Raw genomic sequence first — 24,481 nt, forward strand, 5'->3', positions numbered from 1 at the left:
AATCAACCCATGTCCCTCCTTTGGCTCAGAGTCGCGGTTCTCTTCTACGGTATTGCCTCGCTCGCCGTCCTTCCGGCAGCGTTGTACGACCGTCCCCGCTGGCGTCACATCGCCATCCCCGCCACCACCGCCGCCCTCTTCTTCCACTTCGTCTCGCTCGTCGAGATGCTCAACGCCGCGCACCACCGTCTCCCCGTCGATACCCACGAGACGCAGTCCTTCCTCGGCCTCGTCCTCGCATTGGCCTTCCTCTTCATCTACGGACGCTACAAGACCGTCTCGCTCGGCATCTTTATCCTCCCGATCTGCTTCCTGCTCGGCCTCATCCCCGCCTTCCGCCCGGGCGAAGAAGCAACGTCCTTCCCGCACCTGCACACCGGCTGGATCTTTCTGCACGTAGCCCTGTTGCTGGCAGCCTACGCCGCGCTGTTCCTCTCGCTGCTCGCTTCCCTGCTCTATCTGATCCAAGAGCGCCGCCTCAAGCGAAAATCGCCAGCCCTCACCTGGCTGCCGCCGCTCGAAACCACCGACCAGATCGCCCTGAGGACGCTGCTCTTCGGCCTCCCCTGCATGACCGCCGGTCTGCTCATCGGCTCCGTCCTCGCCCAGCAGACCATCGGGCCGTCTTACTTCCTCGATCCCAAAGTGGTGCTCTCCTTCGCCATGTGGCTGGCTTACGTCGCCATGATCTTCATCCGCCGCCACTCAGGCTTGCGCGGACGCCGCGCGGTCTATCTCTCCAGCTTCGTCTTCCTCGTCGTCCTTGCCGTCTGGGCGGCGAACCAGCTCTCCGTCGTCCACAGGTTCACCGCGCCATGACGAAAAATCCCACAGCGCCGAATCTGATTCTCCTCGGCATCAATCACAACACCGCGCCCATCGAGGTCCGCGAGCGCCTCGCCATCGCTCCCTCGCGCCTGGCCGACGCCACCCGCGCCCTTGCCCACCAGCCCGGCATCCGCGAAGCCATCATCCTCTCCACCTGCAACCGCGTCGAACTGCTTACCGTGCAGGACTCCGCCCACCCTGTCGACGAAAATTCCGGCACCCTCAACTTCCTCTACGAGTACCTCAACATCCCCGCAACCGACCTGCAGCCCCACCTCTACGAGTTCCGCGAGCGCGAAGCCATCCGCCATCTCTTCCGCGTAGCCAGCTCCCTCGACAGCATGGTCGTAGGCGAGCCGCAGATCCTCGGTCAGGTAAAAGAGGCTTACACCACAGGCCGCGAGGTTGGCGCCGTCTCCACTACGCTCGAAGGCCTCTTGCAGCGCGCCTTCACCGTAGCCAAGCGCGTCCGCACCGAAACTCAGATCGGCTCAAGCTCCGTCTCCATCGCCTCGGTGGCGGTCGATCTGGCGCGCAAGATCTTCGACTCCCTCGAAGGCAAGACCGTCCTCCTCGTCGGAGCAGGAAAGATGTCCGAGCTTGCCGCCCGCCACCTCATCCAGCAGGGCGCAGCCTCCATCCTCGTAGCCAACCGCACTCAGTCGAGGGCCGAACAAATCGCGCTGGACTTCAACGGTCAGGTCATTCCCTTCGACCAGATCTACGAGCAGGCCGACCGCGCCGACATTGTCATCACCTCGACCGGCGCGCCTCAGAAGATCTTTGGACGTTCCCACGGCGAGCACTTCCTGCATCGCCGCCGCAACCGCCCCATGTTCTTCATCGATATCGCTGTCCCCCGCGATGTTGACCCGCGCATGAATGAGGTCGAAGGCTGCTTCGTCTACGACATCGACGACCTCCAACAGGTAGCCCAGGCCAACCTCGCCGACCGCAGCCGCGAGGCCGAGGCCGCGGAGACCATCGTCACCCGCGAGGTCGACAAATATCTCCAACGCCTCCAGGCCCTCAACGCCGTGCCTGCCATTCAATCGCTGCAGCAATACGCCGAGACCATCCGCCAGGCCGAACTACGCCGCTCCCAATCCAAGCTAGCCTCTCTCACGCCTGACCAGCGCGAAGCCGTCGAAGCCCTCACCCGCTCGCTCACGGCAAAGTTCCTGCACCATCCCCTCACCGGCATCCGCCAGGCCGCCCAGCAGGGCGACGCCCAGGCCCTTGCCGATCTGCAGCGCCTCTACACCGGCCAGCCCAACCCTAAGTCCGACGCACCCACCGACGACTAGTTGCTATACCCGAAATTGTTGTCATCCTTCGCCGCAGGCGGAGGATCTGCGGTTGTTTCAGCCGTTGCCCGTCCCTTTTCCCAACTCCAAACCCACGTCATCTCGACCGAAGCGAAGCGAAGTGGAGAGACCCCTGTATTTTGTTCCACGAACGATCCGACACATCGCGCCACGAAACCCGCTCACCTTCTCCAAAGCAGTCCAACCCCATCAAAACGACAACCCCAAACCATAAAAATAGTTGCGCCGCCTGAACGCGCTATCCCAAGCTATTGCAATACTTTAAGGCTGTGACCTTTTGTTTATTTAAACATCTAAATAAACAGAGGTTTTATGATGTCGATGTTAAATTTGAAAGCGCTCTTCGTCTTCTCTCTGGCAGCTGTGTGCGCACCCGCCTTCGCGCAGAACGCGAACCCAGCCAGCCCAGGCACACTTAATTACGTGGAAGGACAGGCTTCGATCGAGGGCCGTCCGCTCTCACGCAGAGCTGTAGGCCGTACCGAGATGCAACCCGGTCAGGTCATTGCCACCGCTAACGGCAAAGCCGAAATTCTTCTTACTCCTGGCATTTTTCTTCGCCTCGGAGACGACAGCACGGTGCAGATGGTCTCGCCCGATCTAACCCACACCGAGTTCCGGCTCGAACGAGGCCGCGCCAACGTCGAGGTCGACCAGATCTACAAACAGAATGTCGTCCTCATCGACTTACCCAACGGTCAGGCACAACTGCTCCAACACGGCCTCTATGCCTTTGATGCCAACAATTCGACCGTCCGAGTCTTTGATGGCAAGGCTGCCGTATACCCCGGCCAGAACCTGCAGAGCAACATCAAGCCCATCGAAGTCAAGGGTGGTCGTCAGCTCGCACTCAACGGCGAACTGGTAAAGCCGCAACGCTTCGACAAAGATCAGGCCAAGAACGATCCCCTCTATCAATGGAGCAGCCTTCGTTCGGCATATCTTGGTGACGCCAACATCAATCTCGCATCCGAGTACGCGGGATATGGTGGCTTCAGCCCTGGTTGGTACTGGGCTGGTGGTCCCTTCGGCTACACCTGGCTCCCCGGAGATGGATTGTTCTGGAGCCCATTCGGCTACGGCTTCTACTCGCCCTATTACCTCTACGGCGGCGGCTTTATCTATGGCCGTGGCGGCTACGGAGGATATCGCGGCTATGGATATCGCGGCGGCTATCCCGGACATGGTGGATATCCCGGCAGAGCAGGCCAGAGTCACGGGCCCGTCGGCAGTTTCCACGGCGGAAGTGGCGGTAGCTTCCGCGGTGGTGAAGGTGGTGGCTTCCATGGCGGCGGAGGCGGAGGCGCTTCCCGTGGCGGCGGCGGTCACCGCTAACTCAAACCGTATTAGAACTTGAACTGAGAGATGCCGGCTGACCCTTCAGCCGGCATCTCTCTTTGCCCCTGCATTGCTCCCAGCAAGATGGAGAAACTTGACAAACACACCCCCCAGACAGGGGTGGTTATCAGCCACCTAAGAAAAAGTCCTTATTCGAAGTCCGGACTTAGGCCCCATGTTTTGAAGACTTTAGGACTTAAAGTATAGGAGGGGGATACCCCTCCCTGAAGCCGTCAAAATCATCGGTTGCCGAAAATTCGCACCGCTCACCTACAATCAGACAAACCCAGGAAAATTATGAGCAGCGAATTCAATCATCCGAAAAACCCGATCCGCATCGGTTCACGAGGCTCTCAGCTTGCTCTCTGGCAAGCCAACCACATTCTCTACGCTCTGCGCGACGCCGGTTATCACGTAGAACTCGAAGTCATTCGCACCACGGGCGATCGAATGCAACAGCCCGGATTCGTCGTACCCGCAAACCTCGACGGCAAAGGTATCTTCATCAAGGAGATCGAAGAGGCTCTTGAAGAAGGCCACATCGATCTCGCCGTCCACAGCCTCAAAGACCTGCCCACGAAACTCGCTCCCCAGTTCACTCTTGCCGCGATCCCCAAACGCGCCGACGCCCGCGACGTCTGGGTCTGCGAACCTTACTGGTCGCTCAACACTCTTCCCGAAGGCGGCCGAATCGGAACAACGAGTCCTCGCCGTCGCGCCCAGCTTCTCGCCCTTCGCCCCGATGTGGAGTTCGTCGATATCCGCGGCAACATCGACACTCGCCTCAAGAAGCTGGCTGCTGGCCAATGCGACGCTCTTGTCCTCGCCGCCGCTGGCCTTGACCGGCTCAAGCGCGCTGAATGGGTTCATCATCGCTTCTCGCCCGAAGAGCTTTGTCCTGCTCCTGGTCAAGGCGCGCTCGCCTTGGAAACCCGTAGCGCTGAGTACCCTGTCGACGAGGCCCGCGATGCTTACATCCGTCAAGCCGTCGCCTTCTTCAACCATCCCGAGACGCGCTTCTGCGTCGAGGCCGAACGCGTCGCCCTCGACGCTCTTGGCGGAGGATGTTCTATTCCCATCGGCGTTCATTGTGTGCCCGAGTTCGAAAGGTGGCGGATGTTCGCACAGGTGCTGGCGCTCGACGGCGAAGCCATGGTTCAGATCGATACCGATGCTGCCCTCGACGTCGCCCCCGATTGCTTCGGTCAGAGAGTCGCAGACGAGCTCAAATCCAAAGGCGCTCTCGGCCTGCTCGCCGCTATGCCTGAACTGTCAAACTAGCGGAGTAGGTCCTCACCGTCTCATTTTTCACAAACGCAATCAAACTCAACAAGCTCTTCAACCTAGAAGTAAGCATCCTATGGAATGCAGTAAACGGAGAACAAGACCACATGACAGCAAAATGGATTACCGGAGCACTCGTTGCCGCAACTTTGGCGGTTCCAGCATTTGGCCAAATTCACGTGTACATCGGATCAGCTCCTCCCCCGATCCGTTATGAGCGCCGCCCCCCGCCGCCCGGCGAAGGATTCGTCTGGACGGAAGGATACTGGGGCACGCGAGATGGAGGTTACGTCTGGGTGCCGGGACGGTGGGAACAGCCACCTTATGCCGGAGCCTATTGGAACCATCCCCATTACGACCACTACAACGAGGGCTGGCGCATGCATGAGGGTCACTGGGATCATGAAGATCATGGCGACCACCATGACGAAGATCGCGACCACAACGATCGCAGAAACCGCTAGCAAGCATTATTAGACGCCCGGATCCGTTACTTATGGCACGGATCCGGGCGGCATTTACTTCGGGCACAAATGTCTCGTCTCCTTACTTCACCGTTTGCTTAAATAGAACAACTTTATCCTCAACCTGTTGCAGCCTGCATGGACAATTCATGAATATCGCAGCGACATTTTTTGCTCATGGCGATGTTGTAGCATCAACAGCAGGTGCGGCGAATACGTCAAGCACCCAAAGGAAAGACTTCCAATGAGTGAGATCCATGGTTTGGCTGTGCACGCGGCCGGTGCACATTTGCTGCCTTACAAGTACGATGCAGGTGAGTTGCAGGCAAATGAGGTGGAGATCAAGATCTCACACTGTGGGGTTTGCCATAGCGATATTCACCTGATCGATAACGACTGGGGATTCAGCAAGTATCCTTTCATCCCCGGCCATGAGATTGTTGGCACTGTTGTAGCGGTGGGTAGCGGCGTGGTTGACCGGAAAACAGGCGACAGGGTTGGGGTGGGCTGGCAGGCGGATAGTTGCGGAGTGTGCGAGTGGTGCCGGCAGGGGGATGAACATCTTTGCGCGAAGTCGCAGCCTACCTGCGTGGGGCGCAATGGCGGATACGCAGACCGCGTTCGCGTGAACTCCCGCTTTGCAATTCCCGTCCCGGCGGTGCTCGAGAGCGAGAACGTGGCCCCGTTGCTTTGCGCGGGAATTACGGTTTATAGTCCGCTTCGCAATCATGGGGTTCGTCCATCATCGCGGGTCGGCGTAATTGGGATTGGCGGACTGGGACATCTGGGACTTCAGTTTGCGAAGGCTTTCGGCGCGGAGGTAACGGCGTTTTCAACCTCGAAGGACAAAGAGGCGGAGGCGCGGTCGCTTGGGGCGCATCATTTTTTGAACACGCAGGACACGGGCGCTTTGAAGAAGGTCGCGGGATCGTTTGATTTTCTGCTTTCGACGGTCAGCGCAGATCAGGACTGGCAAGGGTATGTGAATGCGCTGCGTCCCAAGGGAATGCTCTGCGTGGTCGGTGTTCCGCCGTCGCCGATTCAGATACAGGCGTTTTCGCTGCTTGGAGCGCAGAGGTCTATTTCGGGAAGTCCGACGGGCAGCCCGCGTGACCTGCACGAGATGCTGGATGTGGCAGCTCGGCATGGCGTGAAGGCCATCACCGAGCGCTTTGCGATGAGCAAAGCCAACGATGCGGTGGCCAAGGTGAAGAAGAACCAGGTGCGGTACAGAGCGGTTCTGGCCAACTAACGCGGCTCGATAATGCTAGTGGTGAGAAGGGCGGGAGCTTCGGCTTTCGCCCTTCTTTTTGAGGGATGGACTTCGCCGGATAGTAAGCTGAGATTCGATGCGATTTGAATTATTTATTGCGACGCGTTATCTACGGGCCAAGCGGCGTCAAGCTGTGGTGGGAGTCATCACGGCTATCTCCGTCATTGGCGTTGCGGCGGGGGTGGCTTCTCTGATTATCGCGTTGGCGATTACGAACGGAATGCAGAGAGACCTGCAGGCGCGACTGGTTGGCTCGACCGCGCATGTGGAACTGATGCGAGTGCAGGCGGATGGTATTCGAGACTGGAGGCCACTGCTGGAGAAGCTGCGAAAGCTGCCGCATGTGACGGCGGCTGCTCCGGGACTCTATGGACAGGTCCTGATCTCACGAGGAGCACGGAGTGGGGGCGCTTTGATCAAGGGAGTGATTCCTGCGGATGAGCGCAACGTGGGGGACTTGTTGCAGTCGGTTGCCGAGGGATCGGCTAAGGATTTAGAGCCGGTTGACGTTACGGAAGCGCATGTCCCAAAGGCTGGCCCTGGGGCACCCGATTCTGCGGCGGTGCAGGCGATTCCGCCGATTGTGATTGGGAAGGATCTGGCGGAGACGATTGGCGCGGGGGTTGGAGACGATGTGCTGGTGACAAGCCCTCAGGGAGAATTGACGCCGCTAGGATTGGTACCGCGGTATCAGCGATTTCAGGTGGCGGGGATCTTCAAGTCGGGGTTCTATCAGTACGACTCGAGCTATACGTTTGTGCGGTTGGCTGACGCGCAGAGGCTTTTCAGCGAGCCGGATTTGATCTCTGTCATCAGCTTCAAGGTGGACGATCTTTATCATGCCGACAGGATCGGCAAAGAGATTGAGAAGGCGGCGGGACAGGGATTTGAGACGACGAACTGGATGGAGCAGAACCGCGAGTTATTCCGCGCGCTGAAGCTCGAGCAGGTGGTGACGTTTATTGTGCTCGCTCTGATCGTCTGCGTGGCTGCGCTGAATATTCTGATTGCCCTGACCATGATGGTGATGGAGAAGACGCGTGACATTGCCGTCCTGATGAGCTTCGGCGTGCGGGCGGAACAGGTGCGACGAATCTTTTTGTTGCAGGGGTTGTTGATTTCAGTGATCGGGACGGTGATCGGGCTGGTGCTTGGGTATGGATTGAGTTGGATGGGCGGACATTATCGGTTTATCCATCTGGACGCTTCGGTCTATTCGATTGATTATCTGCCCTTCGCTCCAAGAATATGGGATGCGGTGATTGTGGCGTCGGTATCGCTGGGGGTCAGTTTGCTTGCTACGTTGTATCCTTCCGGTTCGGCGGCGAGAGTATTACCTGCGGAGGCTTTGCGCTATGAGTGAACCACGATTGAAGTATGCGGACCTGGCACCCGAAGGCATGGCGAAGATGCGGGAGCTTGAACACTATCTGAATACCGGAGCGGGGCTGGAAGCATCGCTGCTGGGGCTGGTGAGACTGCGGGCTTCGTTGATGAATGGTTGCGAGTATTGCATTCATCTCCACACGGCTGAGCTTCGGAAGCTCAATGAGCCTGCGGAACGGATCGATGGGCTGGCGGAGTGGCGGAATTCAGACCTCTATACGAAGCGGGAGCGGGCGGCGCTGGCGTGGACTGAGGCAGTGACGGACATCCAGGAGGGTCATGCTCCCGATGCGGTGTACGACGAGGTGCGAGCGCACTTCAGCGATGTGGAGACGGTGAATCTTACGCTGGTGATTACGACGATCAATGCCTGGAACCGGATTGCGATCTCGCTGGGAGCATATCCGGGTCATGCGGGCGCAGCAGTAACAGAATCGATGGAGAGATAAGTGGCCGAGCGAGAGGGTGAAATACAGTGGTCTCTCCATGCCGACGGCAATAGCGCCGCCGCCGGTCGAGATGACGTTTCTGGGGAAACCTCGGAGGGAAGATTAGAGCCGTTGCCCGGTATGACTGAGCCAAAGGTGGTGCTGCGTGCCGAGGGCCTGACGAAGACCTATGCCGCCGTTCCCGGCGCAGCCGGACGGGGTGAGTTGGAACTTTTTCGCGGCCTGGACCTGACGGTTCATGCCGGCGAGATGGTGGCGATCGTTGGGGAGAGCGGCGCGGGTAAGAGTTCACTGCTGCACCTGCTGGCGGCGCTGGACACGCCGACGGCGGGGGAGGTCTGGTGCGGGGTGAACCGGTTGAGTAAATTTTCGGCTGGACAGGCGGCGGATTTCAGGAACAGAGATGTGGGGTACGTCTGGCAGTTCCACTACCTTTTGCCGGAGTTTACGGCATTGGAGAATGTCGCTATGCCCTTGCTGGCTCGTGGGATGGGGCGTTCGGCAGCTTTAGAGCGGGCCAAGGTATGGCTGGGCGAAGTGGGGCTGGCGGAACGGGCTGAGCATCGCAGCGGAGAGTTGAGCGGCGGAGAGCAGCAGAGGGTGTCCCTGGCGCGTGCCCTGGTGACGGAACCGAAGATTCTGCTGGCCGATGAGCCTACCGGAGATCTCGACCAGAAAACAGCCGAAGCGGTATTTGGGTTGATTCAACGTCTGCACACCGCGCATGGGCTGACCAGCGTCATCGTCACGCATAGTCTTGATTTTGCAGGACGTTGCGGTAGGATGTTGAGGCTGCGTGAGGGACGTCTGGAAGAGATAGGCAGGTGAGGCAGCAGGCTTGGTGTCTTTTTTACATAGCCTTCATCTAATAGAGAGTGCTAGGGTATTGCATAACTTTTGAGGGATTTCCCGATGTGTTGCGCAGGCGACTACACTGATAGAAGTGGGATGGATGCTTCGCAGTCCGAAGTAGCCTGAAGGTCTCGGTGAGCGGTTAGCACAGGGACGGTACGGTACCAACGGCGCCATGCGGCCTTCGGGCTGGGTGGTGGCCGGCGTTGAAGGGGATAACATGTTCGAACGCTATACGGAGAAGGCGCGGAGGGTGATCTTCTTTGCTCGGTATGAGGCCAGCCAGTTCGGGTCGCCTTATATCGAGACAGAGCACCTGTTGTTAGGGTTGCTGCGGGAGGACAAGGCGTTGACGAACCGCTTTTTGCGGTCGCACGCTTCGGTGGAATCAATACGCAAGCAGATTGAAGGTCATACGACGATTCGGGAGAAGGTTTCGACCTCCGTCGATCTGCCCTTGTCGAACGAGTGCAAGCGAGTGCTTGCCTATGCGGCTGAAGAAGCCGAGCGGCTTTCGCACAAGCATATCGGGACCGAACATCTGCTGCTGGGGTTGCTGCGCGAGGAGAAGTGCTTTGCGGCCGAAATTCTTACGGAGCGCGGGTTAAGGTTGCCGGCCATCCGCGAGGAGTTGCAGCGGACGACGCAGGAGAAGGCGCCCGCCTCGCAAGGCACAGGCAAGACCCAGCGCGGTGAGCAGAGTATGCTGGCCGAGTTTTCGCGCGACCTGACGCAAAGCGCCATGGATCAACAACTCGATCCTCTGGTTGGGCGTGATGCAGAAGTGGATCGCGTCATCCAGATCCTTTGCCGCCGGACGAAGAACAATCCCGTTCTGATCGGAGAGCCCGGCGTTGGCAAGACCGCTATTGTGGAAGGGCTGGCACAGAAGATCGCCGATGGCGAAGTTCCCAGCTTTTTGGCGGACAAGCGTGTGTTGGCGCTTGATCTTTCCCTGATTGTTGCAGGCACAAAATATCGCGGTCAGTTTGAAGAGCGGCTGAAGACGATCATGAAGGAGTTGATGGAGAACCAGAACTCCATCGTGTTCATCGACGAGCTGCATACACTTGTTGGCGCGGGCTCGGCGGAGGGCTCGCTCGATGCGGCAAACATTCTGAAGCCTGCGTTGAGCCGCGGCGAGATTCAGTGCATCGGCGCGACGACTCCGGCTGAGTATCGCAAGTCGATTGAGAAGGACAGATCTCTGGAACGGCGTTTCCAGGCAGTGAAGGTTCCTCCTCCGAACGAGGAAGATGCCATCAAGATCATCATGGGCATCAAGGACAAGTATGAGAAGTTTCATGCTGTCAGCTATACCGATGACGCGATCACCTTCTCCGTTTCGCACTCAAGCCGCTATATTCCGGATCGCTTCCTGCCGGACAAAGCGATCGACCTGATCGACGAGGCCGGTGCGCGGGTGAAGCTGCGACAGACTTCCCTTCCCGAAGAGTTGACCGAGGTTCAAAAGCGGATCAAGTTCATCGTGCATCGCATGGAAAACGCGATTGCAAATCATGAGTTCGAGAAGGCTCGGTTCTATTCGGACGAAGAGCGCAAAGAGCGGGAGAACCTTCGGGCACTGCGTGACAAATACCATCTGGATGATTCCTCGGCGGGCATTGTGACGCGTGAAGATATCGAGGATGTTGTCAGCCGCTGGACCGGCGTTCCCATTACTTCGCTCAAAGAAGAGGAGACGCAACGGCTGTTGCGTGTCGAAGAAGAGCTGCATAAGCGCGTGATCTCGCAGGACAAGGCGATCTCTGCGCTGGCTCGCGCGATTCGGCGGTCTCGAGCTGGCCTCAAAAATCCGGCGCGTCCGATTGGAAGCTTCCTTTTCCTTGGGCCCACGGGCGTCGGCAAGACCGAGATGGCGCGTACGCTCGCTCAGTTCCTGTTCGGCAGTGAGAAGGCGCTCATCCGGTTCGATATGTCGGAGTTCATGGAGAAGCATTCCGTAAGCAAGCTGATCGGTTCGCCTCCGGGATACGTTGGTTACGAAGAGGGCGGCCAGCTTACAGAGCGCGTCAAGCGTAATCCGTACTGTGTTGTGCTGCTCGATGAGATCGAGAAGGCGCACCCGGATGTCTTCAATCTGCTGTTGCAGGTTTTTGAAGATGGGCAGTTGACGGATGGACTCGGCAATACGGTCGACTACAAAAATACGATCATCATCATGACTTCGAACATTGGAGCGAAGCACCTGCAGAAACGGCAGGGGCTTGGCTTCCAGAGCGAGAAAGAAGACATGGTGCTGGACAAGATGGAAGAGTTGGTACGTGGTGAAGTAAAGCGCACGTTCAATCCTGAATTCTTGAACCGATTGGACGAGATCATCATCTTTACGTCGCTCTCGGACGCCGACCTGATGCAGATTCTCGAACTGCTGGTGCAGCAGCTCAATGTGAATCTGGTGCACAAGGCGATCACTATCTCAGTGACGGACGGGGCGAAGAAGTGGATCATCGAAAAGACTGCATCCGACCGCACGTACGGCGCTCGTCCGCTACGCCGCGCGTTACAGAAGTACGTTGAGGATCCGTTGTCGGAAGCTCTTATCGGCGGCGGAATTGCACAGCGTCCTGCGTTCCTTGAGGTCTACATGGAAAATAATGCGCTGTTCTATCGGCCAATAGCGGCAGAGGGTGAAGAGAAGATGGCTGGACTTGCCCTGACTACCGTTTAGTTTCAGAAAGTATGAACGAGAACGCCTCGGCTTTTGCTGAGGCGTTCTCGCTTTAAGCGGAAGATTGTCACTGACACAAGCAGGCCCTTCCGCTTTGCGGAAGGATGACAAGAAAAAGGACTAAGGGTAGAAGGTTATTGGCGGCTCAGCCAACGCATGAGGCCTTGCGCGGGAGCTTCGGGGGACATGAAGCGATCAGGATTCCCCATCAAGGCACCGGCGGCGAGCCTTCCGCTGCGCACGGCACCTTCCATCGTCGAAGGCCACTCCGTTGCGGTCCAATCTCCTGCCAGATAAAGTCCGGGCCACTCAGTAGTTTGATTAGGCCGGAATCGGTCCAGACCGGGAATGACAGAGAAGGTGGCGCGGGCCTCTTTCAGCACTCCACTCTTTACAAGTTTTGCCGTCTTCGCCGCGGGGAAGAACAGCTCCAGCTCCTGAAGCGCAGAGGTGAGTATCTGTTCCCTTCCCATCTCCAACTCGGACCATGAGGCACTGATGACCAACTCCAGATAGCTGCCGCGCTCGGCGGCCCAGCGGCGGATGCGCGATTTGGCGAACATCCACTGAATGCGAGTGTCCAGAAGAACAGCGTGGTCGATGTCGACCACGTCACCGTCATACCAGAGGTGAACTGTAGTGATAGGCGCGGGAATAAATTTGTCGAAGTCTTCGTTCAGCGTCGTGTTGCGGCCGATCGAGGATTTAAGGCCGGCAAGCAGGTTCTTTGTCTGTCTGAAGTCAGTGGCGAGGATGACGGAGGAGGTCGTGTAGACCTCTCCGCCTGCCTTTACCAGCCAGTTCTTCTCCGAGGTTTGTTCGATGCCCTCGACGCCTGACTTGAGGTTGATGGCAACGCCTTTACGGCGGGCAAGCTCGGCGATAGGAGCGAAGAATTCACTGAGCGGGGCCGCGGGAATGCCGAGCCGACCGGCCGGCGCAGAGCGCAAAAAGGATTCATGGAAGACTTTGCCCGCGTACTTCACCGAGCAGCGCTCGAAACCATCATTGAGCGCGCCGACAACGACCGGCTCCCAGAAGTGGCGGATCGCCCGCTGGGTTTGGCCGGTACGACTGAGCCAGGAGGCGAAGCTTTCGGTATCGTTCGCTGGGTAGCCATGCAGGAAGCGGGCGAGACCGGAGGCGATCGCAACCTTGTCGCGCAGTGAGAGCATGGGAGCGCGAAGGAAGCTGATCGCCTGATGCGCCGGCGCAGGGAGGTTGCCGGGACGCAACAAGCTGCGGCGGCCACCGGGTTCGAGAAAGGTCAATTCGTCGTACCAGCGGATGGTGTCGGACATTCCGGCCTGACGGCACAGGTCGAGGATATTGGTGCAGCAGCCAAGAACGACATGCTGCGAGTCGATGGTCTCGGAGAGGGCAGGATGCTCATAGGAATAGGCACGGCCACCGATGTACGGGCGCCGTTCCAGCACCGTTACCGTCGCCCCCGCGTCCGCGAGCGCTACGGCAGCGGCGAGGCCGGCTACGCCTGCGCCTATAACGATCGCGTCCTGGTTGCCAGGGTCGCTCATGACGTCATCCGATTGAGCAATGCCATCGACATGCCTTGCGTGAGAGTCAGCAGCTTCGAGGATGTCGGCACGCTGACACGCTGAGAGAAGACATCGTTGTCGAGCTTTCCTATCCTGACAAGGAGATTGCGGTAGATGGTGACGAGCACCCACAGGGCGGCGCGGCTGTCTTTATCGATCAGAGGAAGGAGTTGGTCTGCGGACTTGTAATAGGCCTCGGCCTTCGCTGCCAGCTGGCGGAGCATGGCTCTGTCTGGTGATTCCACTCCAGCGCCCTGGGCCAGGGCCAGGACTCGTTCAGTGCTGCTGCCGAATTCATGCAGCATATCCTGCGGCAGGTAAACTCGTCCGCGCTCTGCATCTTCCTTCACGTCACGAAGGATGTTCGTCAACTGAAATGCGATGCCTGTCTCTTCGGCCAATTTTTCTGCGCGGGGATCGGTGTAGCCGAAGATACGAATGCAGACGAGTCCAACGACCGAGGCGACGAGATAGCAATAGCGGTAGAGATCGTCGAAGGTGGCGAATGTCTGCACTTCTACGGCGGCTCCAAGATGGGGTTCGAGGTCCATGGTGGTTCCCTGCACCAGCTCTTCAAGCAGCGCATCGGGAATTGCAAATTGCTTTTGCGTGTCGTTGAGGGCAAGGAAGACGGGATCGCCGGACACTCCGCTACGGCGCGCGGCTCGCCATGATTCGACCCAGGCGCTCATCGCCTGACGGCGCTCGGGGAGAGTGAGCGATTCGTCATCGGCGATATCGTCGGCGCGACGCATGAAGGCATAGACCGCACACATGGCGTCGCTCTTGTGCCGCGGCAAAACGCGGAAGGCGTAGTAAAAGTTCTTGGCCTCGCGCTGCGCTATCGTGCGGCAGGCAGCATAGGCTTCGGCAATGGTCACGTCGTAAGCCCCGCCCGCATCTTCGCTATCAACGCTCCAGCCAGCAGGCTCAACTTCTTCACCTTCGAGACGACGGGCCTGCCGCGCAGCACATCAAAGTTTTCCGCAGTGATGCCGTCGAGAATGGCGTCGCCGCCCTTGCGAAAGAGGTCCAGCGTGACTGCCAGTTCCTTATCGACGTGGGAGCTGATGACGCCACCGTCGCGCAGCATGGCGCGGGTACCCACTACAAGGCTTTCGATCATCGCGGCAAACTCGGGCGTAAAGACGCGGCCCTCAATCTGGCCGTCCTCGACGCCAAAGTGCGCCATAGCTTCCGCCGGAATATACCGTCTGCCACGATCGGCGTCCTCGGTCACATCCTGCCAGAAGTTCGCCAATTGCAAAGCGGTGCAGACCTTGTCCGAGAGCAACGCCAGCGACTCTTCCTGGTATCCGCACACCCATAAGACCAGCCGACCGACGGGATTGGCCGAGTAGCGCGAGTATTCGAGCAATTCGTGCCAGGTTTCATACTCGGTCTTGACCTGGTCCATACGGAAGGCGTGGAGCAGGTCGGCAAAGAGTTCGCGAGGGACGCCGCACTCGCGCACGGTCTCGTGCAGCGCCACAAAAACAGGATGCATGGAACGCTGCGGCGTGTCGTAGCACTCGTCGAGCATCGAGCCCCAGGCGTCGAGGAGGCGCGTGGCAATTGCCGGGTCTTCGACCTCATCGCCGAGATCGTCTGCAACGCGGCAATAGGCGTAGATGCTCTCAAAGTGTGGCCTGACCTTGCGGGGGAGAAACCAGGTGGCAACGTGGAAGTTCTCGTAGTGCGATGTGGCTAGCTTGCGACACCAGGCCTGCGCCTCTTCGAGCGTTGGCCGCTCCATCGGAGTGAGGTATTCGTGCGGCGCACCAAGCAGGGCGTGTTCGGATAGAGACATTTCGCTCACTCTGGCACCCCGGCAGGAAAGACGGCGGTCTTGATCTCGCGCGAGCTTCCGCTGCGATTCATCATGCGCGCGAAGACGGCGGGAACTTCTTCCAGACCGACGCGCCCGGTAATGTAATCTGCGCACTTGAAGCGGCGGCTGGTCACCAACTCAAACGCGGTGCGGCAGGTTGCGGGCGTGTGGTGGAAGCTGGCCTTCAACGTGATGTCGCCGTAGTGCAAGCGGTTGGTGTCAAGCTGTACCTTGGTGCCGCTGGGCGGCCCTCCGAAGAAGTTGACGACACCGCCCTTGCGGACCATATCAACTGCCCACTCCCAAGTAGCGGGGATGGCTACCGCCTCGATGACGATATCAGCGCCGCGTCCCTGCGGTGTTAAGGCACGTGCAGCTGCGACTACGTCATCGACCGACGAGATCTGCAGAACGCTGCTCGCGCCGAATAACTTTGCGGCGTCGATCTGGTCCTCCCGCTTGACGACTGCAATGACGTGGACGCCTGCGATCTCGGCGACGTGCATGAACATCAGCCCGATAGGACCGGCACCGATGACGATCATCGTATCGCCTGCCTTAGCTCCACTCTCTTCCAGTCCACGAACGACGCAGGCCAATGGTTCCGTCAAAGCAGCGTGCTCAAACGGGACATCATCGGGGACCAGCAACGTATTCTTTTCCACAATGCGTGCCGGGACACGGATGAATTCGGCATATGCACCGTTGTTGAAGAGGAGGTCTTCACAAAGATTTTGCTGGCCGTGGGTGCAGAAGAAACAAACATCGCAGGGTGCGGAGTTCAACGCGACTACCCGGTCTCCCTTGTGGAACGCGGTAACGCCGGAGCCTACCTCCTCGACGATTCCAGCAAGCTCGTGGCCAAAGCGCATCGGGGGCTTCAGCATTCTGGCGTGATAACCGCGGCGATAGACCTTCAGATCGGTGCCGCAGGTCAGTGCCGCTTTTACGCGAACCAGCAACTCGCCATCGCGCGGACGCGGAACCGCTACCTGCTCCAATCGCAGGTCCTGTTTGCCATACAGCACCGCCGCTGTCATTTCAGCCATGATCCATTCTATTTTCTCATTTTTGGCCGCCGTTCAGGAGTACCGAAAAGAACTTCTCCAATCCGGGCAATAAGATGCAATCTTCATGGAGTCCCTTGCATCTGATACATTGAGCCTGATAACCAGATGCCCTTCGTCTCTCCAGAGGTATTCGCAAAAGAAAAGGTCGCCGCCGTTCAGGACTACGCGCTGCTCTCGTGGCACGCCATCACGAACATATTTTCGCGTCCCCGTTACTGGCCCGACATATTCACCCAGATGGATTCGATTGGCTTTGGATCCCTGCCCATTGTCGTGCTGACAGGCTTCTTTACGGGCTGCGTGCTGGCGTTGCAATCGGCAACGTCGTTGCAGCAGTTTGGCGCGGTAAGTATGACCGGCAATCTGGTCGCACTCTCGATGGTGAAAGAGCTCGGCCCCGTACTGACCGGACTGATGATCTCCGGACGCAACGCTTCGGGAATGGCGTCGGAGCTTGGCTCAATGAAGGTGACTGAGCAGATCGACGCGATGCGGGCTCTGGGAACCGATCCCATCCGCAAACTTGTCACACCGCGGCTTTATGCGACGGTCTTCATGCTGTTTTTTCTCACCATTCTGTCCGATGCGGTGGGTATCGCGGGGGGCGCCCTGGTCAGCGTGGGGCTGCTCGGGCTCAATGGATCGGCCTACTTCCACAACTCCTATCGCGCACTGGTCTTCGCCGATGTCGTCCAGGGGCTCACGAAGCCTTTGTTTTCTGGTTTCATCATCGCTACCGTCGGCTGCTACTTCGGATTGAAGACCAAAGGCGGAACCCAGGGCGTCGGCCGCTCGACGACGCAGGCAGTTGTCGTCTCCTCTGTCTTCATCATTGTCGTCGACTTCCTTGTCAGCCGAGTGATGATCGGCATCTTTGGCCGTTGAGAGCAGACCATGACTGAAGAACTCGCCAGCACTAGCCTTTCATTGAATGAAAGCAGCGCCGATTCGACAGAACCCGTGGTCGTCTACGAGGATGTCTCCATCGGCTTCGACCGAAAGCCCGTTCTAGACAACATCTCTTTCAAGGTGCAGCCCGGCGAAACCCGCATCATTCTTGGACCGGCGGGCTGCGGCAAGTCTGTCCTGATGAAGCTCGCCAATGGGCTCTTGTGTCCCGACTCGGGATCGATACGAGTATTCGGCCAGGAAATTACAACGATGCACGAGAATGACCTGTTCAAACTGCGGTCACGCATCGGTATGGTTTTTCAAGAGTCGGCGCTATTCGACTCTCTCTCGGTTGAAGACAACGTAGCCTACCGACTTCACGAAGATCGAGTTCCTGAAGACGAAGCCCACAAACGGGTGGTCGAAGCGTTGCAGTTCGTCGAGTTGGAGCATGCCATCGCTAAGTTTCCATCGGAGCTTTCGGGCGGAATGCGCCGTCGCGTCTCCATTGCCCGCGCAATTATCTCCAGCCCAGACCTTATTCTTTACGACTCCCCTACGGGCGGCCTCGACCCCATCACGTCGACCACGATCATCGAGCTTGTAGTGAAGCAGCGTGACGTCTCCCACACGACCTCACTTCTGATTACCCATCGCCTGCAAGATGCAATCGTGCTCGCACGAAATCGCTTCAACCTAAAGGCCGGGAAGATGGAGTTGATTTCTGATAACGGAATCGATGACAGCACCAAATTTCTGGTCCTGAATGAAGGAAAAGTAGTCTTCGATGGCGCGACCAAGGCATTGGTCCACACGACCGATCCCTGGCTCAAGGAATACATCTCATGACGGGGTTACCGTTTTCCCTGTTTCCATTCTTCGTATGAGATTCTCGGCACGGTTAGAAAAGATTCCCTGGTCTTTACGTAAGAGCCCAGCCCATTCATCCGGCCGATCGCATGTAATTCCTCGGCTAGCACGTACGGACCGGCGGGATCGACGAATTTATCTTCGACGTAGATGGCAACCACCCTGCCCAAGATAATGCGAGATCTGCCAATTTCCATCGTGGTGTATTCCCTGCACTCCAGCGCGGCGTGGACCTGTTCGATGCGCGGCACCTTCACCACCTGAGAGGGTGCGGTGCTCAATCCCGCCATCTCCAGTTCGTTGAACTCTGCGGGAAAGTCGGTTGCACAGATATTCATCTGGCGAATAAGATCTTCGGTCACGACATTGACGACGAACTCTCCGGTGCGCCGAATGTTTCTTGCGGTATCTTTAGGGACGAAGCCGCCAGTCGGACGGTCAGTGACGCCGATCCCTATAATTGGCGGGTCAGTGCAAAGGTAGTTGTAAGCGCTGAAGGGAGCGGCATTCAGGCCGCCTTCCTCGTTCATGCTGGTCACCCAGGCAATGGGCCGCGGCGCTACCAGTCCGATCAGCAGGTTGTATGTCTGCCGTGCCGTAGCCTCTTCCATATTGATCTTCATTGGCGACTCCCAGTGTTCTTCGACGCCTACCGTATGGGCAATGAGGGGATACATGTCGCCGCCAGCGTCAAGCGCGATCCAAAGTTGTTAAAGGGATCAACTATCTAAGGCTTGCAGCGCTGCCCTGGCCAGCCGCATTTTTTGCGGCCGGATCCGGCGGGAGTGTATAGATCACCTCACCCGGGCGGGTGTAGTGCAGCTCCTCGCGGGCCTGATGCTCGATCGCATTCGGATCGTTCTGGAGTCGGTCGACGTGGCCCTTCATCAGATCATTTTCATGCTGCAGGGTCTGCAATTGCTTCGCCAGTACCTGCGTCTCCTGCCGCTTCTGTTGATAGACCGTCAGGCCATTCTGGCCAAAGATCACATGGTAGGCCATGGCCAACGCGAGCACCGCGGCCGCTCCTGTAGCGACCTTACGCCAGCCGCCTTGAACCCATTCGTACAGGCGCACTACGCCGCTCGACTTTTTTACCGCTGTGACTCTTGTGCCGGAACGAATCATATCTCTTCTATTGTCCAGTACAAATTTCGCACATCGCTCCGTCAAGTGGAAAACTATCTTCGCGTGCGAGTGTACCAAGTTCGTACTGACAGATTGGTCACGGGGCGGGTAGCCCTTTGTAAATTTAAACTGGGAATAGGCGAAGAGATCACATCAGCTGCACGAACCGGATGCAATCTTGGTATTCTTCTTCTGGGTCTTCTGTTTGATGCGAATCCTCTTTGCCATCTCGATTCTCTCTTTTCTCGCTCTCCTATGGGCGGCGATGGCGATCACCCGACGCATCCGCGCCAGCCACAAGCGCGAGAGTTCCTCGACCCCGACTCAGCCGGAGTTCGGGCAATACCTATTCTCCGCGGCGAAAGACGCAAATAGTCCGTCATCTCAGGATCCCTCGGCAAACAGAAGATGGCACGCCAGCCAAAGCCATACCGATTCTTACAACAAGGCAATTTCAGCCAACCGCGGCTAACGCGAAAGGACCTGCCCTATGCAACCTGTTACCTCTTCCCACTCCGGCCTGCTCGAAGGCGCCAAGCCGCTCCACGAGACGCTGCCCGGCCGCATCGCACTGTCCGTGGCCGCTACCCTCTTCGTCGCCGCATGTGCGCATGTATCGATCCCCCTCTTCTTCACCCCGGTACCAATCACTCTCCAGACATTCGCCGTTATCTTGATCGGCATGGTTCTCGGACCGGTTGCAGGATTTTCGACCATGGTTCTCTATCTCGCGGAAGGTGCCATGGGGCTGCCTGTATTCAGTCCCGCTGGCCCCGGCGGTATGGCGCACCTGCTCGGACCCGACGCCGGCTTTCTCTTTGCCTACCCGCTGGCTGCAGCGGCCGCTGGCTGGATCGTCCGTGCCATGCCTCGCGTTGTGTCCCGCTTCAGCAGCGCGATCCTTGCCGGAATTGGTTCCAGCATCATCACCTTCGCTCTTGGCGCTGGCTGGCTGGCGCACCTTCTGCACCTTGGCAGTACCGCAGTGTGGAGCCTTGCGGTGGCGCCGTTCCTCGCGGGCGAAGCCATCAAAATCACTGCTGCCGCCGGAATCTTCAGTTCGATGCAGAAGTGGCGGCGCTCCTGATCCAGTAACAATGATCCTCTTGACGTCCTGAACCGACACTGACGGGCCGCGTCTCTTATCCCTCTTACTCTCCCAAGGATTACCGAATTATGCCTACCGCCAACACTGCAATTCAAGAGATCAACATCGCACACAGCCCCGACTCTGACGACGCCTTCATGTTCTACGGTCTGGCCACCAACAAGATCCGCGTCCCCGGCTTCAAGTTCAACCACACTCTCACCGACATCGAAACCCTGAACCACCGCGCCATCAACGAAGCCTTCTATGATGTCACCGCGATCTCCTTCCACGCCTATCCTTATCTGCAGGACAAGTACACGCTGATGGCGTGTGGCGGCAGCGTCGGCGAGGGCTATGGCCCGATGATCGTCGCCCCCCGCAAGCTCACGCTCGACGAGGTAAAGAAGACGCGCATCGCTATCCCGGGCACGCTCACTACGGCTTATCTCGCTCTGAGGCTCTTCGCGCCGGACATCGAGACTACCGTAGTTCCGTTCGACAAGATCATTCCCGCTGTGGTCTCTGGCGAGTTCGATGCCGGACTGATCATCCACGAGGGCCAGTTGACCTACGCCAATGACGGGCTTGTAAAGCTCCTTGACCTTGGTCAGTGGTGGCGCGAGGAGACCGGCCTTCCCCTCCCTCTTGGGGGTAATGCTATCCGCCGCTCGTTCAGCCCGCAGACCCTGCTTACCACCACCAACGCCCTGCGTGACAGCATCCAGCACGCTCTCGACCACCGCGAAGAGGCACTGGCCTACGCCATGCAGTTTGCCCGCGATCTCGACCCGAGTCTCGCCAACCGCTTCGTCGGAATGTACGTCAACGAACGCACCTTGAATTATGGCGAGGATGGTAAAGAAGCCATTCGCAAGCTGCTCGACATGGGCTTCGACCGCGGCATTATTCCCATTCGCGCCAACGTAGATTTTGTCGGCTAGCCAGCAGCTTGCAGGATGATTCCATCCTGCAAGCTGTGTTATCTTAACTAAGTCGATTGATCGCGGCAGACTGGCTTCAAGGTGTGCCTCTCAATCACTTCCCCCTCATGCAATTGAGGTCAAAATGGACGCGTAGCTCAGTTGGTAGAGCATTCGACTCTTAATCGACTGGTCGTAGGTTCGATCCCTACCGCGTCCACCACTTCTTCCAGAAAATCTAATATTTAGATTTATCCTTCAAGTGATGAATCTAGTGACATTAAATTCCAGCTTCATCCCCAAAATAATAATTCTGGACTAAACTAGGCCACAAGGTACGCAGGTTCTTTACCCTGCCTCAATCATGGCTGAGCGAAAGCGGATCTGGCGAATGGTGATCCCAATAGCGCTTCTTGCGTTGTTGATGTGCACTACGCTCGGGATGGTCTGGCATCACCATGCCACCACTTCTCCGGACACCTGCCCGATCTGCCATCTCGGCCATCTTGCTATCGAGCCCTCCGTAGCTAGCGTCCAGGTATACGTTCTGGTCCCCACAGGAATAGAACTTCAGTCTCAAAATGTTAGCTTCACGCCGGATTCCTCTCCCCGCCATATTCCCGCCCGCGCACCTCCCGCATAGCTTTCGCATTTCTTCCGTGCTGCTCCAGCACGCCAATCGGTGTATCGACCTGTTGAAGAAGGCTGATTTATGCGTCTACGGCGTCTGTATTACCTAATTTTTCTAGTTCCCTTGTGTTTTTTTGGAGTAGCAGGTGCGCAGTCTCCGACCGCACAAAATCCGTCACCACCCGCACCGCAAGCGCATACGCTTGCCCAGAAGCCCGGCGCGGTCATCATCTCACTCGACGATGCAATTCAGATGGCGCTACAGCATAACCATAATCTGCTGGCTGCCCGCACTGGCATCGAGCAGAATCAAGCTGCGGAGATCACGGCGAATCTGCGCCCCAACCCCGTGATCTCAGGCGACTCGCAGTTTTTGCCGATCTTGCAGCCAAGCCAGTTCAGTGCGGATTACCTCGACACCACGGCACAGTTCGATCTCGGCCTCAGCTATCTGTTCGAACGCGGCAAGAAGCGGCAGCACCGTCTTCAGGCAGCCAAAGACCAGACCGCCGTGACGCGGGCGCAGGTGGCCGACACTGAGCGCAGCCTTACTTTCAACGTAGCCTCGCAGTTCATTAATGTCGAGCTTGCCGAATCGACGCTTGCCCTCGCGACCGAAGACCTCAAAAGCTTTCAGAACACCGTCGATATCGGCGAAGCGCGTTACAAGGCAGGAGACATCGGCGAGGGCGATCTTCTGAAGATCAAGCTTCAGATGCTTCAGTTCCAGCAGGATGTGTCCACGGCGAAGCTCGCAAGGGTCCAGGGACTCTCCGATCTGCGGCAACTACTCGGATATGAATCGATTGTTGCCGACTATGACGTCGCCGGATCGTTCGATTACCAACCCGTCAAGGGCAATCTGGAAGATTTTCAAGCAAAGGCCTTACAGAGCAGGCCGGACCTGCAGGCAGCGCGGCTAGGAGTGGCCGCCGCGAACAGTCAGCATGATCTGCAAAAGGCGATAGGCAAACGGGATGTAACCGGCCAAGTGAGCTACTCGCACCTGAGCGACATCAATAACCTTTCCTTCTTCGGACAGATGGAGCTACCCATCTTCGACCGCAATCAGGGCGAGATAGCGCGCACCGGCTTTGCCATTTCACAGGCACAGGAACAGGAGAAGTTCGCGAACGGGCAGGTGCTGACGGACGTGAGAGACGCCTTTGAGAACCTGCGCACCAACGATCAAGTCGTCGGACTCTATCGTTCCGGATATCTCGACGAAGCGCAGCAATCTCGGGACATCAGCGAGTACGCCTACAAGCGCGGTGCGGCGAGCCTGCTCGATTTTCTTGACGCAGAGCGCAGCTATCGATCTACACAACTCGCGTATCGCCAGGCGCTTGCATCGTACTTGCTCGCGCTCGAACAGCTTCGTGAAGCGGTAGGAACCAGGAGCTTACCATGACAACTGCACCGATCACGCGCCGCAATTTCAGAATTTCAGGTGCAATGGCGCTTATGTTCGCGTTGATGCTCACGGCCTGCAACTCAAAGGACCGCGAACATGCAAGCCAGATGACGTCTTTTTCTGCAACTCCCTCGAAGTCTGCTACGCCGCAGCTCTTCACCATTCCGCAAGACCAAATGTCTCATGTACAGGTCATCACGATTGAGCCAACCACTCTGACGAACACGCTTCGGCTTACGGGTACTGTCGCGTACAACGCGTTCAACACAACGCCGGTCATCACTCAGGTGGGCGGTCCAGTCAGCAGGATTCTGGCTGTGCCCGGGCAACACGTCAAAGCAGGCCAGCCAATGCTCGATGTGAGCAGTCCCGATTACTCACAGCTGCTGGGCTCTTATTTGAAAGCGTCTGATTCGTTCCGCCTGGCAGATAAAAACTACGCCCGCGCACAAGATCTCTATCAGCATCACGCCATCGCGGAACGCGATTTTGAGCAGGCTGAATCGGACCGCAACCAGGCTAGAGCGGACCTGAACTCGGCTGAGCAAGGCATGAAAATTCTCGGCATCAAGAATCCTGCCGATCTGGCGAAAGCCCCTTCTTCAGCGGAGATTCCGGTGCTTGCGCCCATCAGCGGAGAAGTAGTTGAGCGCCTCGTGTCACCCGGTCAGGTCGTACAGGCCGGCCAAACACAGGCCTTTACGATCTCGAATCTTAGCACCGTATGGGTGCTCGCGAATGTCTACCAGACCAACCTTGCCTTCATCCGAAGCGGCGACAGCGTCGTTGTCCAGACCGACGCGTATCCCGGAAGCTTTCACGGACGAATCTCCTACGTTTCACCCGCGCTAGATCCGAATACAAGAACGCTGCAGGCGCGCATCGTCGTGGACAACCCAGGCGAGAAGTTAAAAAAGGATATGTACTGCAACGTCATTGTCACGGCAGGCAAGCTCTCAAATGTGATCGCAGTGCCTAATTCAGCCATTCTGCGCGATGACAATAATCAACCATTCGTCTATGTCGCGGGTGGCGCAAATCAATTTGGCAGGCACGATGTGGAATTAGGTGAAAGCCAGAATGGCCAGACCCAAATTCTGAACGGCATTTCCGTTGGAGAAAGGGTTGTGGGCGATGGCAGCTTGTTTCTTCAGTTTGCTAATTCGCTGCAACACTGAGGAGGCGGC

The 24,481-nt window shown here is 57.8% G+C and carries 22 protein-coding genes and 1 tRNA gene; 17 read left to right on the forward strand and 6 right to left on the reverse strand.

Annotation, left to right across the window (positions count from 1 at the left end):
* Nucleotides 1-9 precede the first annotated feature (9 nt).
* The 10 genes from P4G45_RS09980 (at nt 10) to P4G45_RS10025 (ending at nt 11,894) form a co-directional block, all read left to right on the forward strand.
* Complete coding sequence (locus P4G45_RS09980; protein ID WP_348266333.1) at nt 10-819, forward strand: cytochrome c biogenesis protein CcsA; 810 nt, start codon at nt 10-12, stop codon at nt 817-819.
* Complete coding sequence (gene hemA, locus P4G45_RS09985; RefSeq protein WP_348266334.1) at nt 816-2,135, forward strand: glutamyl-tRNA reductase; 1,320 nt, start codon at nt 816-818, stop codon at nt 2,133-2,135. Before P4G45_RS09980 ends, hemA begins: the two co-directional genes overlap by 4 nt.
* Before the next feature lie 342 nt (nt 2,136-2,477).
* Entirely contained in the window at nt 2,478-3,491 is a 1,014-nt protein-coding gene (locus P4G45_RS09990; protein WP_348266335.1) for a FecR domain-containing protein, read from the forward strand.
* Between the two features lie 300 nt (nt 3,492-3,791).
* The gene (gene hemC, locus P4G45_RS09995; RefSeq protein WP_348266336.1) at nt 3,792-4,775 is read left to right on the forward strand and encodes a hydroxymethylbilane synthase; all 984 of its coding nucleotides are present in this window, start codon (nt 3,792-3,794) and stop codon (nt 4,773-4,775) included.
* Nucleotides 4,776-4,885: 110 nt separating this feature from the next.
* Complete coding sequence (locus P4G45_RS10000) at nt 4,886-5,242, forward strand: hypothetical protein (RefSeq protein ID WP_348266337.1); 357 nt, start codon at nt 4,886-4,888, stop codon at nt 5,240-5,242.
* A 244-nt stretch (nt 5,243-5,486) separates the two neighbouring features.
* Nucleotides 5,487-6,494 carry an NAD(P)-dependent alcohol dehydrogenase gene (locus tag P4G45_RS10005; protein ID WP_348266338.1) on the forward strand — a complete coding sequence of 336 codons (1,008 nt, stop codon included), beginning with the start codon at nt 5,487-5,489 and terminating at the stop codon, nt 6,492-6,494.
* Between the two features lie 97 nt (nt 6,495-6,591).
* The gene (locus P4G45_RS10010) at nt 6,592-7,878 is read left to right on the forward strand and encodes an ABC transporter permease (RefSeq protein WP_348266339.1); all 1,287 of its coding nucleotides are present in this window, start codon (nt 6,592-6,594) and stop codon (nt 7,876-7,878) included.
* Nucleotides 7,871-8,350: a carboxymuconolactone decarboxylase family protein gene (locus P4G45_RS10015; protein WP_348266340.1), complete on the forward strand. Its 480-nt coding sequence runs from the start codon at nt 7,871-7,873 to the stop codon at nt 8,348-8,350. The genes P4G45_RS10010 and P4G45_RS10015 overlap by 8 nt, the downstream gene beginning before the upstream one ends.
* Nucleotides 8,351-8,470: 120 nt before the next feature.
* Complete coding sequence (locus P4G45_RS10020; protein ID WP_348266341.1) at nt 8,471-9,178, forward strand: ABC transporter ATP-binding protein; 708 nt, start codon at nt 8,471-8,473, stop codon at nt 9,176-9,178.
* Nucleotides 9,179-9,422: 244 nt separating this feature from the next.
* Nucleotides 9,423-11,894, forward strand: coding sequence for an ATP-dependent Clp protease ATP-binding subunit (locus tag P4G45_RS10025; protein WP_348266342.1), 2,472 nt, complete (start codon nt 9,423-9,425; stop codon nt 11,892-11,894).
* 134 nt (nt 11,895-12,028) lie between these two features.
* Here the strand turns inward: P4G45_RS10025 and hpnE are convergent, their stop codons facing one another.
* From hpnE to P4G45_RS10045, 4 genes are read right to left on the reverse strand one after another with little or no spacing between them, the layout of a single operon-like run.
* Nucleotides 12,029-13,429, reverse strand: a complete 1,401-nt coding sequence (hpnE, locus tag P4G45_RS10030) for a hydroxysqualene dehydroxylase HpnE (RefSeq protein WP_348266343.1) — start codon at nt 13,427-13,429, stop codon at nt 12,029-12,031.
* Entirely contained in the window at nt 13,426-14,331 is a 906-nt protein-coding gene (locus tag P4G45_RS10035) for a phytoene/squalene synthase family protein (protein WP_348266344.1), read from the reverse strand. Before P4G45_RS10035 ends, hpnE begins: the two co-directional genes overlap by 4 nt.
* A complete protein-coding gene (gene hpnC / locus P4G45_RS10040; protein WP_348266345.1) occupies nt 14,328-15,260 on the reverse strand; it encodes a squalene synthase HpnC in 933 nt (310 codons plus the stop codon). The genes P4G45_RS10035 and hpnC overlap by 4 nt, the downstream gene beginning before the upstream one ends.
* A 5-nt stretch (nt 15,261-15,265) precedes the next feature.
* Nucleotides 15,266-16,321, reverse strand: coding sequence for an alcohol dehydrogenase catalytic domain-containing protein (locus tag P4G45_RS10045; RefSeq protein ID WP_348269245.1), 1,056 nt, complete (start codon nt 16,319-16,321; stop codon nt 15,266-15,268).
* Nucleotides 16,322-16,456: 135 nt separating this feature from the next.
* Between P4G45_RS10045 and P4G45_RS10050 the strand changes: the two genes are divergently transcribed.
* Nucleotides 16,457-17,236 carry an ABC transporter permease gene (locus P4G45_RS10050; protein ID WP_348266346.1) on the forward strand — a complete coding sequence of 260 codons (780 nt, stop codon included), beginning with the start codon at nt 16,457-16,459 and terminating at the stop codon, nt 17,234-17,236.
* 9 nt (nt 17,237-17,245) lie between these two features.
* Nucleotides 17,246-18,091, forward strand: a complete 846-nt coding sequence (locus tag P4G45_RS10055) for an ATP-binding cassette domain-containing protein (protein WP_348266347.1) — start codon at nt 17,246-17,248, stop codon at nt 18,089-18,091.
* 5 nt (nt 18,092-18,096) lie between these two features.
* Here the strand turns inward: P4G45_RS10055 and P4G45_RS10060 are convergent, their stop codons facing one another.
* The gene (locus tag P4G45_RS10060; protein ID WP_348266348.1) at nt 18,097-18,789 is read right to left on the reverse strand and encodes a flavin reductase family protein; all 693 of its coding nucleotides are present in this window, start codon (nt 18,787-18,789) and stop codon (nt 18,097-18,099) included.
* Nucleotides 18,790-18,835: 46 nt separating this feature from the next.
* Nucleotides 18,836-19,240 (reverse strand): septum formation initiator family protein, encoded by a 405-nt coding sequence (locus P4G45_RS10065; protein ID WP_348266349.1) that lies wholly within the window; start codon nt 19,238-19,240, stop codon nt 18,836-18,838.
* Nucleotides 19,241-19,730: 490 nt separating this feature from the next.
* On the opposite strand from P4G45_RS10065, the gene P4G45_RS10070 reads away from it, so the two are divergent.
* From P4G45_RS10070 to P4G45_RS10090, 5 genes are all read left to right on the forward strand, one after another.
* Nucleotides 19,731-20,327 (forward strand): biotin transporter BioY, encoded by a 597-nt coding sequence (locus P4G45_RS10070; RefSeq protein WP_348266350.1) that lies wholly within the window; start codon nt 19,731-19,733, stop codon nt 20,325-20,327.
* A gap of 89 nt (nt 20,328-20,416) precedes the next feature.
* The gene (locus P4G45_RS10075) at nt 20,417-21,271 is read left to right on the forward strand and encodes an MqnA/MqnD/SBP family protein (protein WP_348266351.1); all 855 of its coding nucleotides are present in this window, start codon (nt 20,417-20,419) and stop codon (nt 21,269-21,271) included.
* Between the two features lie 126 nt (nt 21,272-21,397).
* A tRNA-Lys gene (locus tag P4G45_RS10080) sits at nt 21,398-21,473 on the forward strand.
* Nucleotides 21,474-21,962: 489 nt separating this feature from the next.
* A complete protein-coding gene (locus tag P4G45_RS10085) occupies nt 21,963-23,291 on the forward strand; it encodes a TolC family protein (RefSeq protein ID WP_348266352.1) in 1,329 nt (442 codons plus the stop codon).
* Entirely contained in the window at nt 23,288-24,472 is a 1,185-nt protein-coding gene (locus P4G45_RS10090) for an efflux RND transporter periplasmic adaptor subunit (RefSeq protein ID WP_348266353.1), read from the forward strand. Before P4G45_RS10085 ends, P4G45_RS10090 begins: the two co-directional genes overlap by 4 nt.
* Nucleotides 24,473-24,481: the final 9 nt, after the last annotated feature.

The sequence above is a fragment of the Edaphobacter paludis genome (assembly GCF_039993895.1).
GTDB classification, from domain to species: Bacteria; Acidobacteriota; Terriglobia; order Terriglobales; family Acidobacteriaceae; genus Edaphobacter; species Edaphobacter paludis.